This window comes from Streptomyces sp. NPDC059895 (genome assembly GCF_042731035.1).
Taxonomy (GTDB): Bacteria; Actinomycetota; Actinomycetes; order Streptomycetales; family Streptomycetaceae; genus Streptomyces.
In genome coordinates, this window is the sequence record NZ_JBHWKO010000032.1 from 21816 (window position 1) to 35639 (window position 13824).

Here is a 13824-nt window from a genome sequence, read left to right on the forward strand (position 1 = left end):
CGGTTCCGCGCGGCGCCCGACCGTTCCGGTTCCGTGGGGCGCCTGACTGTCCCGGTTCCGCGCGGCGCCCGACCGTTCCGGTTCCGTGGGGCGCCTGACTGTCCCGGTTCCGCGCGGCGCCCGACCGTTCCGGTTCCGTGGGGCGCCCGACCGTCCCGGTTCCGCGGGGTGCCGCCCGCGCCCACCCGTGCCGCCCCGGCGGCACGACGGCCCGCGGGCCACCCGGCGCGGTGCCGCGAGGCACTGCCGCCTGCCCGTCCCTCGCCCACCCCTGACCTGCGGCGCAGCCCCGGACCCGGCCAGGAGGGGGCACAATGGCGATCATGACTGCGACGTCGTCCCTCACCTTCCAGCCGGTCCTGGAGCGCATCGCCGAGGAGATGGAGCGCACGCCCGGCCGCGGCCGGCCCGCCGACTACATCCCGGCGCTGGCCGCCCGTGACCCGCGCCGCTTCGGCATGGCCGTCGCGGAGCTGGACGGCACGGTGTACGGCGTGGGGGACTGGCGCGAGCCGTTCTCCACGCAGTCCATCACCAAGGTCTTCACGCTCGCCCTGGACCTCGCCCGCGAGGGCGACGAGCTCTGGGAGCACGTGGGCCGCGAGCCCTCCGGCAACCCCTTCAACTCCCTGGTGCAGCTGGAGTACGAGAACGGCATCCCGCGCAACCCGTTCATCAACGCGGGCGCCCTGGTCGTCACCGACCGCCTCCACACCCGTACCGCGGACGCGGCCGGTGAACTGCTGTCCTTCCTGCGGGCCGAGAGCGGCAACCCCGCCCTCGACTTCGACCTGGACGTCGCCGCCTCCGAGACCGCGCACGGGGACCGCAACGCCGCCCTCGCCCACTTCATGGCGTCCTACGGCAACATCGACAACCCCGTGCCGCTCCTGCTCGACCAGTACTTCCGCCAGTGCTCGATCACCGCCTCCTGCGCCGACCTCGCCCTGGCCACCGGCTTCCTCGCCCGGCACGGCGTCCGCGCGGACGGCACCCGGCTGCTCACCCGCAGCCAGGCCAAGCAGGTCAACGCCGTCATGCTGACCTGCGGCACCTACGACGCGGCCGGCGACTTCGCCTACCGCGTCGGCCTGCCCGGCAAGAGCGGCGTCGGCGGTGGCATCATCGCCGTCGTCCCCGGCCGCTGCACGCTGTGCGTGTGGAGCCCGGGCCTGGACGAACGCGGCAACTCGGTGGCCGGCGTGGCGGCCCTGGACCGGTTCACGACACTGACGGGCCTGTCCGTTTTCTGATCGTGCCGACCGTGCCGACGGTGCCGACCGTGCCGACGGTGCCGACGGTGCCGACCGTGCCGACGGTGCCGACGGTGCCGACGGTGCCGACCGTGCCGACGGTGCCGACGGTGCCGACCGTGCCGACGGTGCCGACGGTGCCGACCGTGCCGATCCGTCCGGTCGCGGCGCGACGCTCACGCGGCGGTCACGCGCAGGCCGCCGCCCGGAAGGCGGGACGTCGCCCACCGGCCACCCGGCGCCGACACCCTGGCGGAGTGTTGGCCATGGCTCTTCCCGTCGATCTCCGCCGCTGTCAGGTGCTGGGCCTGGCCGGCACCTCCTGTCTCGCCCTGGGCGGCGAGACGGCCGGCGCGCTGCCCGCCCGAGAGCTCCTCGCCCCCTCCTCGCCGCACGCCGTGCTCGGCCTGGTCGGCGTCTACTTCGGGCTGGTCCTGCTGACCGCGGCCTGGGTGCTGCTCGGCCGCCTGGTGCGCGGCGGTGACCCGCCCACCCCGCGCGCCCTGCTGCTGGTCCTCGCCATGTGGGCGGCGCCCCTGCTGATCGCGCCGCCGCTGTTCAGCCGGGACGTCTACAGCTACCTGGCCCAGGGCGCCATGGTCGACGCCCGCATGGACGTCTACGCCCACGGCCCCGCGCGGCTCGGCGGTCCGCTCGCCGAGGAGGTCGCCCCGCTGTGGCAGCACACCGGCGCCCCCTACGGCCCGGTGTTCCTCGCCGTCGCCGCGGCCCTGTCCGCCCTGACCCGCGGCGAACTGCCCGCCGGTCTGATCGGGATGCGCTGTGTCGCGCTGTGCGGGGTGGCGCTGATGGCCGCCGCGCTGCCCCGGCTGGCCCGGCACAGCGGCGCCGACCCGGCCGCCGCGCTGTGGCTGGGCGCCCTCAACCCCCTCGTCCTGCTGCACCTGGTGGCCGGAGCCCACAACGACGCGATCATGCTGGGCCTGCTCGGTGTCGGCCTGGTCGCCGCCCTCGGCCGCCGCCCGGTCCTCGCCGCCGTCCTGGTCACCCTCGCCGCCCTGGTCAAGGCGCCCGCCGCGCTCGGTCTGGCCGCCGTCCTGGTCCTCCAGCTGCGCTCCGGCCGCCGCCCGGTGGCCGCGGTCCTGACCACGGCCGCCGCCTGCGCGGCCACCACGGTCACCGCGACCGCCGTCGCGGGCACCGGATACGGCTGGATCGCCGCCCTCGACACCCCGGTCTCCCCGCAGAACTGGGCCCTCACCAGCCTGCTCGGCCGTGCCACCCGGGCGCTACTGGAGGCCCTCGGCAGCGACCTGGCCCCGCTCGCCGTCCCGGTCTGGCACGCGCTGGGCCTGGTGGTCACCGCCGTCGCCCTCGCCGTCATCTGGTGGCGGCTGCGCCCCCGCCCGGTGTACGCGCTCGGCCTGAGTCTCGCCGCCGTGGCCGCGTTCGGGCCGGCGATCCGCCCCTGGTACGCCCTGTGGGGCCTCTTCCTCATCGCCGCCGCGGCCCCCAGCACGTCCGTACGGCACCGGACGGCCGCCGTGGCCGGAGTCCTCGCCCTCGCCGTGCTGCCCGACGGCGGGCCCGCCGACACCGGCCGGCTGGTCCTGGCGGTCTGCGGGGGCGCGCTCGCGGTGGTCGTGCTGTGGCAGGCGCGCCTCGCGGCGTCGGCCCCGGCCGCCCCGGTGCGTACGGCATGAGAGCGCCCCGGACGCCGCGTACCGACCGCGGCAGGCTGCTGCTGGTCCTCGCCCTCGCCACGGCCGTGACCGTCTTCACCGCGACGGTCCCGCTGCTGCGCGACTGGTTCGACCTGCGCGTCTACCACGGCACCGTCCACTCCTGGGTCCACGACGGCGGCCGCGTCTACGACTACCGGGTGCCGGGCACGCCGTACGGCTTCACCTATCCGCCGTTCGCGGCCGTCGCCATGCTGCCGATGGCGCTGGTCGGGCTGCGCACCGCGATCGCGGTGGCGCTGCTGCTGAACCTGACGGCCCTCGCCGCCGTCGCCCGTGTCCTGGCGGGCCCCGGATGGCGGCGCCACGGCTGGTACGGCGTCGCCCTCGCCGCCTGCGCCCTGGCGCTGTTCGAACCGCTGCGGGACACCTTCAGCTTCGGCCAGGTCAACCTGCTGCTGCTCGCCCTGGTCCTGACGGACTGCCTGCTGCTGTCGACGGGGCGTTCCCGCTGGGCGGGGATCGGCATCGGGCTGGCGGCGGCGGTCAAGCTCACCCCGGCGCTCTTCATCGGCCTGCTGCTGGTCGCCCACCGCCGGCGCGCCGCCGCCGTCGCCACCGGCGTCGCCGTCGGGGCGACGGCGGCCGCGGCCCTCGTCGACCCGGACGCCTCCCGCTTCTACTGGACCCACGCGCTGTGGGACACCACCCGGGTGGGCCGCCTGGACTACGTCTCCAACCAGTCGCTCCAGGGCGTGCTCGCCCGGCTGGGCGTGGAGAGCCGGCCCGTCTGGGCGGTGCTGGTGGTGCTGGTGCTGTGCGGGTGGGCCTTGCGGGCGCGGCGGGCGGCCGCCGCGGGCGACTGGACGGCGGCGTTCGCGCTCACCGGCCTGACCGCCTGCCTGGTCAGCCCCGTCACCTGGGTGCACCACCTGGTCTGGCTGCTGCCGTCCTTCGCCGTGCTGGTCCGCGCGGGGCACCACAGGACCGCGGCCGCCCTGTACGCCGTGCTGTGCACGAGCGTGGTGTGGCTGTGGTTCGACGACGCGTCCGGCGTCGACGGCTTCCTGGGCTCCAACCTCTACACATGGATCACGCTCGGCCTGCTCGTATGGCTGCCGGTGGGTCATCCGCCGCGGACCCGGCGCCGTACGACCGTCAGCACGAGCGCCACGGCGACGCCGCCGGACACGGCGGCGCCCGTGACGACGGCCGCCGCCGACCAGCCGGGCTCCGCGTCGTCCCCGGCGGCGGCCGGTGACGCCGAGGGGCCCGCGGCGGTCACCGGCGCGGAGTCGGGCCCCGGCCGCTTGCGCGTCGCCCGCAGCGCGTCCAGGGAACCGACCGGGTCGACGTGCCCGGCGGCCTCGAACCCCCAGTCGAGCAGTTCGCGCGCCTCCTCGTAGACGGTGAACCCGCCGCCCGCCTGGGGGTTGAGCACCGTCACGACGAGGGTGCGCCCGTCCCGGCGGGCGGCGGCGACGAGCGTGTGGCCGGCCTCGCTGGTGTAGCCGTTCTTGATGCCGACCAGCCCGGGATACGGTTCGACGCCGCTTCGGCCGGTCAGCAGCCGGTTGGTGTTGACGATGGCGTACGTGCTGCCCCCGTACCCGGGAAACCACGCCTCGGTCGTCGCGCAGTACCGCGCGAAGTCGGGGTTGCGCAGCCCGGCCCGGCCGAACACCGCCAGGTCGTAGGCCGAGGAGACCTGGCCCGGGGTGTCGTAGCCGTCCGGGGACAGGACGCGGGTGTCGAGGGCGCCCAGGGAGCGCGCCTTGTCCTGCATCCGGGCGGCCGTGGTGTGCCAGCCGCCGTTGAGGGCGGCGAGGACGTGCACCGCGTCGTTGCCGGAGCTGAGGAACACCCCGCGCCACAGGTCGGCGACCCGGTAGGTCAGCCCCTCGGCGACACCGACGAGGCTGCTGCCGGGCCCGATGCCGGTCAGGTCCTCGTCGGCGACCTGGTGCCGGGTGCCCGCGGGCAGGCCGGGCAGCACCGTGAGGGCGAACAGCGTCTTCAGGGTGCTGGCGGGGGGCAGCGGGCGATGGGCGTCGGAGGCGGCGAGCACCTCGCCGGTGCCGGCGTCGGCCACCAGCCAGGACAGTGCGGAGACGTCCGGGAGCCCGGGCGCTCCGGGGCGGGGTCTGACCAGGGTGCCGGGGTGGTAGAGCAGCCCCGGCCACGGCGTCGCCGTCCGGGGGTCGCCGGGTGTTCCGGGGTCCGCGGCGGCGGGGGCGGCGGGGGTGGTGAGCGCGGCGGGGCCGAGGGCCAGGAGACCCGCCACGCAGAGCGCACAGGTCGGCACAGCCACTCGGGAAGAAAGTCTGATCATCATATGATCAACGTAGGAATGAATCCGGCTCAACCCGCGCTGCCCGTGCCGGGGACCGCGCGCGTGCACCCGGATGCCGCACGTCCCGTGCTCCGGGACGGCCGTTCCGCGCACCCCGAGCCGGCGCGTCAGGTGTGCCGGGGGCCCGCACGTCGGGCGTGTCCGGGGCCGGAGGTTCGCCCGTCCGGAGGTGAGGGGGCGTCGGCGCGGAGGTGAGGGGGGCGGCGGTCTACGCGGCCGGGAGCGTCGGCTGGATGCGCCGCATGAAGGTCGCGTTGTCCGGCGTCTGCCGCATCCGCTCCAGGAGCGTCTCCAGGTTGCCGCGGCCGTCCCGGGTCCGCAGCGCGCGGCGCAGGCCGCGTACGGTGGCCAACTCGGGTGCGGTCAGCAGGAGTTCCTCGCGGCGGGTGCCGGAGGCGTCGATGTCGACGGCGGGGAAGACGCGGCGGGAGGCCGGTTCCCGGTCGAGGCGGAGCTCCATGTTGCCGGTGCTCTTCAGCTCCTCGAAGAAGAAATCGTCGGCGCGGGAGCCGGTTTCCACCAGCGCGGTGGCGAGGATCGTGAGCGAGCCGCCCTCCTCGGCCGCCCGGGCGGCGCCGAAGAACCGCTTGGGGCCGATCAGCGCGGTGGCGTCGACGCCGCCGCTGAGGGTGCGGCCTCCCGCGGCGGCCGCGTTGTTGTGGGCCCGGCACAGCCGGGTCAGCGAGTCGAGCAGGATCACGACGTCCTCGCCCGCCTCGACGAGCCGCTTGGCCCGCTCGACGACGAGTTCCGCGAGGGCGATGTGCTGCTTGGGTGTCCGGTCGAACGTCGAGGCGTACACCTCGCCGCGCACGGAGCGCCGCATGTCGGTGACTTCCTCGGGGCGTTCGTCGAGCAGGACGACCATCAGCCGGGCCTCGGGGTGGTTGCCGGCGACGGCGGCGGCGAGCTGCTGGAGCAGGACGGTCTTGCCGGTCTTGGGCGGGGCGACGAGCAGCCCGCGCTGCCCCTTGCCGACGGGCGCGAGCAGATCGGTGACGCGTCCGGCGAGACCGGACGCGGGGTGTTCGAGGCGGAGCCGCTCGTGCGGGTGCAGCGGCGTGAGGTCGTGGAAGTGGCGGCGGTCGCGCAGCTCTTGGGGCGTACGGCCGTTGACGCGCGCCACGTCGGTCAGCGCGCGCGCCGCCGCGCGCATCCCTTCGACGAAGTCGCCCTTGCGCAGGCCGAGTCGGCGGATCAGCGCGGGCGGGACCTGGAGGTCGGTGGGGGAGGGCAGGAAGCCCTCGGCCCGCAGGTGGCCCTTCCCGTGGCCGTCGATGTCGAGGACACCGGTGACGAGCTGGGCCTGCTGCTGGAGAGGGGGGTGTTCGAGTGTGGTGGTCATGGTGGCCGGTCCTTTCGAGGACGGAAGACACGGGACATGCGTGAGGGGGGAGAGAGGCCGCTCGGTCAGGGCGTGAACGCGCACCTGGGGCGGCGGAGCATCACTCGGGCGCAGCGGAGAAGTCCTGCACACGAGGTTGCGGAGGGAACTGTCGCACCGGCCGCTGCGGGCGGGCGATCAGCGAACGAAAGGAGAAACGGCATCGGCGCCGAACATGGCGTACACAGATGCTGTCGCAGCAGTCTAGCACTCGCGAGTGAGCCGTGGCCAGTGCCGCGGGTGATCCGTGGCCGGTGCCGCGGGTGATCCTGTCGGAACAACACGCCGGTGGCCCTGTCTGTTCCGGCACCGGCGTACGGACCTCCGTGCGCCTCCGGGGTCCGGCCCGGAACGCCGGCTCGCCCCCGGTGGGCCGGCCCTGGTCCGGACCGGGATGTCGTCATCCCGCATCAGATGTCCCCAGACCATAACGATCGGTGACAGCAAGGGACTTGACCGCCGCCGCTGCCTTATCTTCACGTCATGTCCACGCCGCCCCAGCCCCCGTCGCAGCCTCCGCAGCAGCCCGAGCGGCAGCCCGAGCAGCCGTCCGACGCGCCCGCCCAGCCGAGCGCCTATCCGTATCCGCATCCGCAGTCACCGGGCGGGCAGCCCTTTTACGCCCAGCCCACCCTGGTGGGGCAGCCGGGCCCGTCGGCCAATCCGTACCTCCAGCAGACCCCGTACACCCCCGGGGGCGTTCCCCCGGCGGGTGGTGCCGGCGGGGCCGGGCGGGCGGTGCTGTGGGCCGCCGTCGGAGCGCTGGTCGCGTCCGCCGCGTGGGCGGCCGGAGTGTTCCTGATCGGCGGCCGGGGAGACGACGCGGAGCTGCGCGGCTACTCGGCGCCGTCGAACCTGTGCACCAGCGCGGACTACTCGACGTTCCAGGACGAGTACCCGGAGGCCGACGAGGACCCGGTCCACAACGAGCTGGAGCACGAGGCCCTCGACGAGAGCTACTGCAGCATCGGTCTGAAGAAGACGGGTTCGACCTACTCGGACGCCTACCTCTCCCTGGAACTCGGCCTCCACAAGAAGACCGACCCCGCACCGGAGTTCACGGCCCGGTGGAAGAACTACGGGGACAGCCACACGGAGTACGACGTGGACACCGTCACCGGCATCGGCGACGAGGCCTACCTCGTCAGCCAGGACAGCACCGACAGCTCCGACAGCGGTTCCATGGACGTCACGATCGCGGTGCGGGACGGCTGGGTGACGTTCAGCATGAACTACGACATCTACCTCACCTCCTACGACGAGGACCAGGACCCGCCGACGCTCGCCGAGGTGACCGACTGGCTCAAGAAGGATGCCGAGGCCACCCTGGAGGAGCTCAAGGGCTGACGTTCCTCGCCGTGCCCGTCCGGGAGGCGCGCTCCCTCACACGGACCGCGCCTTCCGCCTCCTCAGGGATAGGCTGACACCGATGTTCAGCCCCGAAGGTCCCACGCTGCGCGAACTCGCCGTCCAGGCGCTGTCGTCCGTCGAGCACGGCTACGACCTGCTCGCGCCGAAGTTCGACCACACGCCCTTCCGCACGCCCGGCCCCGTCCTGGACGCCGTCGCCTCGGCGCTGCGCCGGACCGGCCCCCACGACGACGGGCTCGACCTGTGCTGCGGCACCGGCGCCGGCGTCGGCGCGCTGGCGGCGGTGTGCCGGCGCAGCGTCACCGGGGTCGACTTCAGCGCGGGCATGCTCGACGTGGCCCGTGAGCGGACGCGTCCGACGGGTCCCCGGGTGTCCTGGGTGCGTGCGGACGCCCGCGCGCTGCCGTTCACGTCCGCCTTCGACCTCGTCGTCAGCTTCGGCGCGTTCGGCCACTTCCTGCCCCGTGAACTGCCGGGCCTCTTCGCCCAGGTGCACGCGGTGCTGCGGCCGGGCGGCCGCTTCGCGTTCCCGGTGCTCGCCCCGCCCCGCCCGTCCTCCGCCGCCTTCTGGATGCTCCTCGGCTTCGACACCGTGATGCGGGTGCGCAACGCCCTGTGGCGGCCGCCGTTCGTGATGTACTACCGGGCCTTCCGGCTCGGCGAGGTACGGCGGGAGCTGGAGCGCGCCGGGTTCCGCGTGACCCTGCGCGCCCTGCCCGAGTTCGGGACCAGGAGCGACGGAAGCCCCCGCGTGCGGATGGTCGAGGCCCGCCGCCTGCCCTGACCGGCGGCGGGCCTCGCTGTCTGGCGCCGCCCCCGCTGTCCGGCGCCCCTCGCTGTCCGGTGGCGGCCCGCTGTCCGGTGTCGGCCCGCTGTCCGGTGTCGGCCCGCTGTCCGGTGGCGGCCGCGGGGCGGCCCGACCGTGCGGAACCGGATCGTCCGGCTCAGGGACCGTCCGGAACCGGACCGTCCGGAACCGGACCGTCCGGATCGGACCGCCCCGCACCCCCTCACAGTGCGCTGTACACCGCCTCGACCAGGGCCATCTTCCTCGGGTCGTCCGCGATGTGCGGCCCCATCCGGTTCATCACGTATCCCATCGACAGTCCGGCCTCCGGGTCGGCGAGGCCGCACGAGCCGCCGAAGCCGTCGTGACCGAAAGCCCGCGGGTTGGGTCCGTACGAGCCGTTCGGGCCGCTGAGCCACAGGCCGAGCCCGATCTCCGTCTCGTGCGCGAACCCGGCGCCCAGCACCAGGTCCCGGCAGCGGCCCTGGCCCTCCCGCACCCGCTCGGCCGCCCCGGCGGACAGCAGGCGCCGGCCGCCGTGGCCGCCCCGGCCGGCGAGGACGCCGTACAGCGCGGCGACGGCCCGGGCGGTGCCGTGGCCGTTCGCGGCGGGGATCTCGGCGGCCCGCCAGCCGGCGGAGTTGGCCGCGTCGGCGCCCGCCGGCGGATTGGCCAGCGCGGCGACGGCGGCGGGCGCCGACTGGCCGATGACCGCCGCCTGTTCGGTGCTCGACGCGGCCGGCGGATGCACCAGTTCGGCCGCCCGTCCGGCCTCCTTCTCCGGCAGTCCGATGGTGAAGTCGATGCCGAGCGGGCCCGTCACCTCCCGCTCCAGGAAGGCGCCCGGCAGCAGGCCCGAGACGCGCCGCACGACCTCGCCGACCAGGAAGCCGTACGTCAGCGCGTGGTAGCCCGACCGTGTACCCGGCTCCCACCACGGCTCCGTCGCCGCGAGACGCGCGGTCGTCAGCTCCCAGTCGTAGAGCTGCTCCAGGGTGTGCGGCTCGCGCAGGCCGGACAGGCCCGCGCGGTGCGACAGCAGGTGCCGCACGAGCACCCGCTCCTTGCCCGCCGCCGCGAACTCGGGCCAGTAGGCGGCCACCGGCGCGTCGAGGTCCAGCAGCCCCCGGTCGGCCAGGATGTGCGCGCACAGCGCCGTGGGGCCCTTCGACGTCGACCACACGTTGACCAGCGTGTCCCGCTGCCACGCGCGCGTGCGCGCCCGGTCGGCCCAGCCTCCCCACAGGTCGGCCACGGTCACGCCGTCGACCGTGACGGCCACCGCGGCGCCGAGCTCACCGCGCGCCCGGAAGTTCTCCTCGAACGCGGTCCGCACCGCGGCGAACCGCGCGTCGCAGTGGCCGTGAACCTGTGGCACGTGCTCGGACATGGGCCCTCCGTGGTCCGCCGGAAGCCCGGACCGCGGAGGTGCGGCCCGGGCCACCCAGAACATACCGACTGGTCGGACTGGAGGGAAGGAGGGCCCGTCTCAGGCGTACGACCGCAGCCAGCGCACCTTGGCCGCCTGGTGGAAGGGGCCACCGCCCTCGTGGTCGTTGAAGTCGTACACCTCGATCGCCTTGTCCTCGTGCGCCCAGGCGTGGAAGGCGGCGTACACCGTCGACGGCGGGCAGGTCTGGTCCTCCAGGGCCACCGAGAAGAGCGTGGGGGCCGTGGCGCGCGCGGCGAAGTGCACGCCGTCGAAGTAGGCCAGGGTGCGCAGCGCGTCCTCGGTGCGGCCGCGGTGCGTCTTGAGGTACAGGCCGATCTCCCGGTAGGGGTGACGGTCCGTCAGTACCGCGGCGCGCGGGAAGTCGCACAGGAACGGCACGTCCGGGGCGACCGCCACCAGGTCCGGCACCAGCCCGCCGACGGCGATCGCCAGACCGCCGCCCTGGCTCGCGCCGAGCGCCACCGTGCGCGCGGCGTCGGTCAGCGGATGCGAGCGGGCCGCCTCGACGGCGCGCACCGCGTCGGTGATCACCCGGCGGTAGTAGTAGTTCTCCGGGGCGTCGATGCCGCGCGTCATGAAGCCGGGGAACGCCGGTGCGCCGCCCACCGGATCGGCGGTGGCGCCCCCGCCGCCCCAGGCACTGCCCTGGCCGCGGGTGTCCATGATGAAGTGCGCACGGCCCGTCGACGCCCACAGCAGGTGCTCGTGCGGCAGGCCCCGGCCACCGCCGTAGCCGACGAACTCCACCACCAGGGGCAAAGGCTCGTCGGCCGCGGCGGGCAGCGTCAGCCAGCCCTTCACGGGGTGGCCGCCGAACCCGGCGAACGTCACGTCGAACACCCGCACCGTGGCGAGTCCCGTGTCGACCGGGTCGAAGCGTGCGTCCAGGTCGTGCTCGCGGGCCTCCTGGAGGGTCTTGGACCAGAACGCGTCGAAATCCTCCGGTTCGCTGGACGCGCTGCGGTACTCCCGGAGCTCCTCGAGGGACAGGTCGAACTGGGCCATGAACAACCGCCTTGTGTGAAGTGGCCGTAGGAATGATCACACCGTACGTGGCGGGTGGTAGCGCTTTCTAGACCTGCGGCCGGCCGCGCTCGGCCCCGGTCCCGCCCTCCGCGGCCGGCGTCCTCAGGCGCTGCGCCCGCTCCACTCGGGACCCGTCCGGGCCCACTCCCGGTCCCACTCCTCCAGCCGGTGGCGCATCGCCACCCGGCGTACCACCGCGTGTCCGAGCAGGACGACGGCGGCCGTACCGCCCGCCGCGGAGACGCCCAGGGAGAGGGTGTGCTGCCACACCGTCGTACCGTCCGCCGGCGGGCCGACGCTCCGCCCCCGCGCGTCGAACCACACGTCGACCAGGTCACCGTGCCGGGTGCCCGCCGGCACGAGCGCGACGGCCGTCCGGGTGCCCTGTCCGGGCTCCGTCCAGCGGACGTCGACCCGGTAGGAGTCCCCCCGGCCGCCGCTCGCCGTCGGCAGCGCGTCGGGCGGCCGGCCGATCACCTCCGCCCGCACCCGGTGCCGTTCCGCCCGCTGCTCGGCCGCCGTCGCCGACGCCTCCTGGTGGGCCCACCGGCCCACCGCGGCCCCCGTCAGGGGCGCGCCCACCAGCAGCAGCACGGCCACCAGCAGGGCCGTCCACGCCTCCACCACGTCCGACCGGCGCAGCAGCGGATTGCCCCGCCGACGCCAGGCCCGCACCCGGGTTCGCATGTCGACCTCCTCGCCGTCACGCGGACGAGTGCCCACAGGGAGGGGATACCCCGTCAGGGCCGGATCCTTCATGACGGTCACAGGGTTCCGGTGTCACGGCCGGCGGTCGATCGCCGCCTGCCGCCGCGGACGCGGGCCGGCGGTGCTCCGGCCACGGGCCGCCCCCGTCCTCGGCCCCCGCGTTGTACCGCGTCAGATACGCGGCGAACCGCTCCAGGTCCTCCTCGGGCCAGCGCGCGAGCCGCTCCCGGAAGGCGGTGCGCCGCCTGTCGGTGACCTGGGCGAGCACACGGCGGCCGGAGTCGGTGAGGTGGAGGAGCTGCACACGGTGGTCACCCGGGTCCTGCCGCCGTTCGATCAGGGCGGCCCGCTCCAGGGCGGCCACCTGGCGGCTGACGGTGGACCTGTCCAGCGCGTGGTGCGCGGCGAGGTCGGTGGCCCGGCAGCCGCCGCTCTCCTCGAGCCGGCCGAGCAGGGTGTACGACACGAGCGAGAGCTCGGGGTGCAGCCGGCCTGCCGAGGCACGCGCGCGCCGCGCGAAGACGGTCATCTCGCGCTGGATGGTCTCCACGGCTCGTGCGCTTTCCATGGGACCTCCCTCACCGTTCCAGTTGTACCGTACAACCGGATTGGCGAGGGGGCAGCACGGCCTCCGGGCCCGCCCGTTGGGGTAGGGTGGCCGTCCGGTCGCGGATGATCCGCTGCCGTGAGCGACCGAGGAGGTGAGACCCATTACCGCTGTGTCAGGTCGGGTGCTCTCACCTCGCGACGGCGCGGACCGCCGCTAGGCGACCGCGAGAGCGCCCTTCGGCTTCCGAAAGGTCTCTCGGCTTCCATGCCCTCTTCGTCGTCCCCGTCTCCGTCTCCGTCCCCTTCGTCGTCCCCGTCTCCGTCGCCTTCCTGGTCCGGGTCGCCGTCCGGTTCCTCGTCCGGGTCGCCGTCCTCCGCGGCTCCCTCCACGCCTCCCTCCGTGGCCGCCCCCGTGGCTCCCTCCACGCCTCCCTCCGTGGCCGCCCCCGTGGCCGCCTCCTCGGCATCTTCCGCGGACCCCTCCCGGTCTCCCTCCCGCTTCCCTTCCCGTGACGTCGTCGTCGGGGCGCTGCGCGCCGCCGGGTGCGTCTTCGCGGAGGACGAGGCGGAGCTGATCCTCGCGGCCGCCCGCACACCGGACCGGCTCGCCGACCTGGTGGAGCGCCGCGTCACGGGCGTCCCCCTCGAACTCGTGGTCGGCTGGGCCGAGTTCCACGGTCTGCGCATCGACGTCGAACCGGGCGTCTTCGTGCCCCGCCGCCGTACCGAGTTCCTCGTCACCCAGGCACTCGCCGACGCCCCGCACGCCCGCGTCGTCGTGGACCTGTGCTGCGGCTCGGGCGCGGTGGGCGCGGCCCTCGCCACGGCCCTGGGCCGGGTCGAACTGCACGCCGCCGACATCGACCCGGCCGCCGTGCGCTGTGCCCGCCGCAACGTCGCCGGCGTCGGCGGACACGTCCACGTCGGCGACCTGTTCGCGGCGCTTCCCGCCGCCCTGCGGGGCCGGGTGGACATCCTGGCCGCCAACGTGCCCTACGTCCCCACCGGCGAGGTCGCCCTGCTGCCCGCCGAGGCCCGCGACCACGAGCCCCTCACCGCCCTCGACGGCGGCGCCGACGGACTCGACGTGCTGCGCCGGGTCGCCGCCGACGCGGGCGGGTGGCTCGCCCCCGGCGGCAGCCTCCTCGTCGAGACGAGCGAACGCCAGGCCGCCGCCGCGGTCGAGGCGTTCCGCCGCGGCGGCCTGACGACCCGCCTCGCCGTGGACGAGGAGCTGTACGCCCACGTGGTGATCGGGACCAGGGCCGTCGGGATGTAGCGGCCGGTCACTCCCCAG

At 74.9% G+C, this 13824-nt stretch carries 10 protein-coding genes and 2 pseudogenes; 6 read left to right on the forward strand and 6 right to left on the reverse strand.

Translation table 11 applies throughout. The annotated features are described in order from the left end of the window. Nucleotides 1-314 precede the first annotated feature (314 nt). The 3 genes from ACFV9M_RS29285 to ACFV9M_RS29295 all read left to right on the forward strand — a co-directional run bounded on the left by ACFV9M_RS29285 (nt 315) and on the right by ACFV9M_RS29295 (nt 4302). Nucleotides 315-1253 carry a glutaminase gene (locus tag ACFV9M_RS29285; protein ID WP_385068896.1) on the forward strand — a complete coding sequence of 313 codons (939 nt, stop codon included), beginning with the start codon at nt 315-317 and terminating at the stop codon, nt 1251-1253. 266 nt (nt 1254-1519) lie between these two features. After that, entirely contained in the window at nt 1520-2917 is a 1398-nt protein-coding gene (gene mptB / locus ACFV9M_RS29290) for a polyprenol phosphomannose-dependent alpha 1,6 mannosyltransferase MptB (RefSeq protein ID WP_385068898.1), read from the forward strand. Beyond that, nucleotides 2914-4302, forward strand: a complete 1389-nt coding sequence (locus ACFV9M_RS29295) for a glycosyltransferase family 87 protein (protein ID WP_385068900.1) — start codon at nt 2914-2916, stop codon at nt 4300-4302. The genes mptB and ACFV9M_RS29295 overlap by 4 nt, the downstream gene beginning before the upstream one ends. An 83-nt stretch (nt 4303-4385) precedes the next feature. Here the strand turns inward: ACFV9M_RS29295 and ACFV9M_RS29300 are convergent. Next, a pseudogene (locus ACFV9M_RS29300) lies at nt 4386-5231 on the reverse strand (D-alanyl-D-alanine carboxypeptidase family protein); the annotation flags it as partial. A 226-nt stretch (nt 5232-5457) separates the two neighbouring features. Continuing rightward, on the reverse strand, nt 5458-6594 hold the full coding sequence (gene rho / locus ACFV9M_RS29305) for a transcription termination factor Rho (protein WP_385068902.1): 1137 nt from the start codon (nt 6592-6594) through the stop codon (nt 5458-5460). A 522-nt stretch (nt 6595-7116) separates the two neighbouring features. On the opposite strand from rho, the gene ACFV9M_RS29310 reads away from it, so the two are divergent. Beyond that, the gene (locus ACFV9M_RS29310; protein WP_385068904.1) at nt 7117-7980 is read left to right on the forward strand and encodes a hypothetical protein; all 864 of its coding nucleotides are present in this window, start codon (nt 7117-7119) and stop codon (nt 7978-7980) included. Between the two features lie 82 nt (nt 7981-8062). Beyond that, nucleotides 8063-8788, forward strand: a complete 726-nt coding sequence (locus ACFV9M_RS29315) for a class I SAM-dependent methyltransferase (protein WP_385068906.1) — start codon at nt 8063-8065, stop codon at nt 8786-8788. A 226-nt stretch (nt 8789-9014) separates the two neighbouring features. Here ACFV9M_RS29315 and ACFV9M_RS29320 read toward each other — a convergent pair whose 3' ends face one another. The 4 genes and pseudogenes from ACFV9M_RS29320 to ACFV9M_RS29335 form a co-directional block, all read right to left on the reverse strand. Further along, on the reverse strand, nt 9015-10181 hold the full coding sequence (locus ACFV9M_RS29320; protein ID WP_385068908.1) for a serine hydrolase domain-containing protein: 1167 nt from the start codon (nt 10179-10181) through the stop codon (nt 9015-9017). Between the two features lie 99 nt (nt 10182-10280). Continuing rightward, nucleotides 10281-11249, reverse strand: a complete 969-nt coding sequence (locus ACFV9M_RS29325; RefSeq protein ID WP_385068909.1) for an acetylxylan esterase — start codon at nt 11247-11249, stop codon at nt 10281-10283. A gap of 123 nt (nt 11250-11372) precedes the next feature. Continuing rightward, nucleotides 11373-11957, reverse strand: a complete 585-nt coding sequence (locus tag ACFV9M_RS29330) for a hypothetical protein (RefSeq protein ID WP_385068911.1) — start codon at nt 11955-11957, stop codon at nt 11373-11375. 163 nt (nt 11958-12120) lie between these two features. After that, a pseudogene (locus ACFV9M_RS29335) lies at nt 12121-12546 on the reverse strand (MarR family winged helix-turn-helix transcriptional regulator); the annotation flags it as partial. A gap of 417 nt (nt 12547-12963) precedes the next feature. Between ACFV9M_RS29335 and ACFV9M_RS29340 the strand changes: the two are divergent. After that, entirely contained in the window at nt 12964-13806 is an 843-nt protein-coding gene (locus tag ACFV9M_RS29340) for a putative protein N(5)-glutamine methyltransferase (protein WP_385068912.1), read from the forward strand. Nucleotides 13807-13824: the final 18 nt, after the last annotated feature.